The organism is Mycobacterium sp. TH-M11, assembly GCF_057473725.1.
Window position 1 is genome coordinate 1 of record NZ_JBYCLD010000312.1, and the last position, 3,645, is coordinate 3,645.

The 3,645-nt window shown below is 62.6% G+C and carries 3 protein-coding genes; 1 reads left to right on the forward strand and 2 read right to left on the reverse strand.

Going from position 1 to position 3,645, the window contains the following annotated elements; genetic code table 11:
* Nucleotides 1-690: cysteine hydrolase family protein (locus AC2VOG_RS12830; protein ID WP_486940279.1), on the forward strand; the 690-nt coding region annotated here is incomplete at its 5' end.
* 63 nt (nucleotides 691-753) lie between these two features.
* On the opposite strand, the gene AC2VOG_RS12835 is transcribed toward AC2VOG_RS12830, so the two are convergent.
* Nucleotides 754-1,629, reverse strand: a complete 876-nt coding sequence (locus AC2VOG_RS12835) for a universal stress protein (RefSeq protein ID WP_486940280.1) — start codon at nucleotides 1,627-1,629, stop codon at nucleotides 754-756.
* A gap of 157 nt (nucleotides 1,630-1,786) precedes the next feature.
* Nucleotides 1,787-3,487, reverse strand: a complete 1,701-nt coding sequence (locus AC2VOG_RS12840) for a sensor histidine kinase (protein ID WP_486940281.1) — start codon at nucleotides 3,485-3,487, stop codon at nucleotides 1,787-1,789.
* Nucleotides 3,488-3,645 lie beyond the last annotated feature (158 nt).

Below are 3,645 nucleotides of genomic sequence, written 5' to 3' on the forward strand. Positions count from 1 at the left end.
GACGTTCAGGTGTGCCGCTATGCTGCGAGTATGGATCCGCTCGTTCGGCCGCGCTTCGAGTCCTCGGCGTTGCTGACGATCGACGTTCAGGCCGACACCCTCGACGGCGGGACTCTCGAGATCCCCGGCACTTCAGCAGCCGTGCCGCAGATCGCCGCACTGTGCCGGGCATTTCGAGGTGCTGGCCTGCCGATTGTGCACATTGTCCGGCTCTACCTTGCCGACGGAAGCAATGCCGAGCCGGTGCGCAAATCACTTGTTGCCGGCAGCAGTCCGATGCTGCGGCCAGACACACCCGGGCGCCTGCTGGCGCCAGACATCACGCCAGATCCGGCCACGCAATTCGACGATCAACTCCTGCTGTCGGGACATCCACAGCGGCTTGCCGAGCGCGAGATCATCCTCTACAAACCGCGGTGGGGCGCCTTCTACGGCACGATCCTCGATGACTACTTGCGCGAGAATCTGATCGACACCGTGGTGTTCGCTGGGTGCAATTATCCCAACTGTCCACGCACATCCATCTACGAGGCCAGCGAGCGCGACTATCGCGTGGTGCTTGTCGAGGATGCGGTATCCGGCCTCTACGAACGCGGCCGCGCAGAGATGGCCGACATCGGCGTCACGCTGCAACCGGCCGATCTTGTCATAGCCAGCCTCCGCCGATTGACCGGCGATAGCGGCGGTTAGCTGACAGCAACGCGTCGCGCGTGCGGCCAACGGCGTAACTAGAGCGCTGTGTTGACCGGGGGATCAGTGGTTGCGGGCGACAATCACCGGTGTCCGCGACGCGTGCGCCAACGCGTTGCTGACCGAACCGAGAGCCATCCCGGCGAAGCCGCCACGGCCGTGACTGCCGACCACGACGAGCTGGGCGGTCGCAGAGAGGTTGATAAGGTGAGCGGCCGGACGATCGTCCATTACCGCCCGCTGCACGTGGACGTCCGGGTAACGCTTCTGATAACCAGCCAGCCGCTCGGTCAGCATTTCGCCGACACCGGCAAGGCCCTCGGAGTACTTCGTGCTCAGAATTTGCGACAGTTCGGTGTCGCTGGCCGCGTGCAGGACCATCAGATCGGCACCTCGCATCGATGCCTCCCTGAACGCGATCTCAGCCGCGACCTCCGACGATGCTGAACCATCGAATCCCAGTAGTACCGGAGATTTTGGGTCTTGGGAAGACAGCGAAGGTGCGCGGTCGATCACCGCTACCGGGCAGTGCGCGTGGCGGATCAGGGCATTGCTCACCGACCCCAGCAGCCAACGACGCAGTGCGCCCTGTCCGTGAGCGCCCACGACCACCATCTCCGCATCTTTGGACATGTCGATAAGCGCCGGAGCAGGCCGCGAAAAGAACACCTGGCGCCTAACATCCTCTGGTGCATTGTCTTTCATGGACTCGTTGATGTTGGTCACGGCATCGTCGAGGATGGCGTCGGCGTCAGTTTCGTAGAGTTCGCGTAGATCCGGATTCGACCGTCCCGGAGCCGGCATGGCAATGGCTTGCACCAACGTCAGGCGAACCTGGCGGTTGGCTGCCTCGTATGCCGCCCACCGGACAGCCGCATCGGCGTCCCCTGATCCATCGACGCCCACGACAATGCCGTAATACGCTTTAGAATATGACATTTCGTTGTCCTCATTCTTGCCGGTATCCGGTGAGAGCGGCTCGACTTCGACGTTAGGATCTGTCGCCGCCGCACGGTAGAGGCGTGAGTCCCGCGCACGGTGGCCATAGGACCTTCGAGCCGAAAGCTGACGTGCGGGAGCTATCCGCAAACGCGCATCAGTCGATGAGCGGTGCCGTCCAGCGAATGAGCGTTCCGCCCGACTCCGGTGTACTAATCGAGCAAGTGCCACCCGCCTGCTCGGCGCGACGATGTAAGTTCGCCAATCCGCTTCGTCGCTGGTTGTACTCTGGGATCCCGCAGCCGTCATCGACGACATCAATCAGGAGTTCGTCGCCGACCTTTACCACGATGTTCAGATGTGTTGCGCCAGAATGCCGCACGGCGTTACTGACGGCTTCGGCGACGACGGCCTCCGCGTGTTGGGCCAACTGAGGACCGACCGCGGTCATCGGGCCGGACACGTGCAACGTGGTGGTGATGTTGCGATTCTCAGTCAGGTCGGCGACGGTGTTCTGGACTTTTCGACGAAATCCGACTTCGCCGGTACTCGACGAATGCAACTCGAAGATGGTGTTGCGGATGTCCTCTATGGTGTTCTGCAGATCGTCAATAGTGCCGTTGAGCCGCGCAACCAGATCGGGGGAGCGGGTTCGCGCAATGGTTCCCTGTACGTCCAGGCCGATGGCGAACAGCCGTTGGATCACGTAGTCGTGCAGATCATGCGCGATTCGCTCACGATCGGCCAGAATCGACAGCTCACGTGTGTCTTTGCTGCTGGTCGCCAAGGCCAGTGCAAGAGCGGCCTGGCTGGCGAAGTCGCCGACCAAATCGAGATAGCTTGAATCGAAGGGTATCTCGTCGACGTGGCGTGCGACAGCGATCACTCCTCTGATAGTTCGTGCGTATCGCAGTGGCATGACGATCGCTGAGCGTTCGCCCGCGTCGGTGAACGCCTGGATGGGATACCGAAAAGATTCGGTGATCATCGGCGAGCCGGTGCGAAAGACATGACCGGTTGTCGAACCGTCGACCGGTACTTCTTGGCCGAGCACCTCTTCGGCGTGTGCCCCGGCCGCGGCAGACACGATGAGGGTGTCGATGTCTTCGGGTGGCAGGTCGGCATCGGAGGGGGTGAGCACGATCGCTTGCTCGGCGTCCGCCAGCTTCTGGACTTGCGCGGCGATCAGTTGAAGGGGCAACTGTGTCGAGTCGATGCCCAAGAGCAATTCGGTGATGATCCCTCGGCTGGCTTCCAGCCATTCCGCCCGGCGCTCACTGCGTTCGAACAGTTGAGCGTTGTCAATGGCTACCGCCGCGGCCGAGATGAACACCCGCACCGCGACTTCGTGCGATTCGCTGAACGTCCATCCAAGCCGGTCGTCGGTTAGGTAAAGGCCGCCAAAAACCTTGTCCTGTCGCATAATTGGCACGCCGAGAAAGGCGCGCATACGAGGGTAGCCGGCCGGTAGTCCGACTGCTGCCGGGTGCGTGGTGAGATCCACCAGGCGAAGTGGTGAGGCCTGACCCAACACCACCCCGATGAGGCCCTTGCCGGTAGGTGGGCCGCCGATACGAGCGATCGAGTCTGTACTCATCCCGGCGTGAACGAACGAGGTCAGCCTGCCGTCCTGGTCACGGATCGCCAACGCGCCGTAGCGGCAACCCGTCAGCGCCATCGCTTCGGTGACAACGTGGTGCAGCGTCGAGTCAAGGTCGAGTTGTGAGCCGGTTTCCACGATGGCGCGCAGCAGTTGCCCGGTCTGTTCGGGGACCGCCAGCAACTCCTCGAGACCGTCGCTTGCCTGCTCGCACGGCCTCTGGAAGCCTGATGCCGAAGACGACTCGTTCTCGCCCATAGTCACTGGCGCGCAGCCTCCAAACCCCCCGGTCGCTGGCATAAAGCATACCGGCTGGGCGGGCTTAGCGGGGGTGATCGAGTCGACGACGGGGGCGGTCAGCGCTTGCTGGCGGTGCGGGGCAGCGCGTGTTCGTGCGCTCCGTCACCGTCGAGAGA

Coding starts and splice junctions, on each gene's coding strand:
- AC2VOG_RS12835 (WP_486940280.1), bottom strand. CDS start 1,629: ATGTCATATTCTAAAGCGTATTACGGCATTGTCGTGGGCGTCGATGGA.
- AC2VOG_RS12840 (WP_486940281.1), bottom strand. CDS start 3,487: ATGGGCGAGAACGAGTCGTCTTCGGCATCAGGCTTCCAGAGGCCGTGC.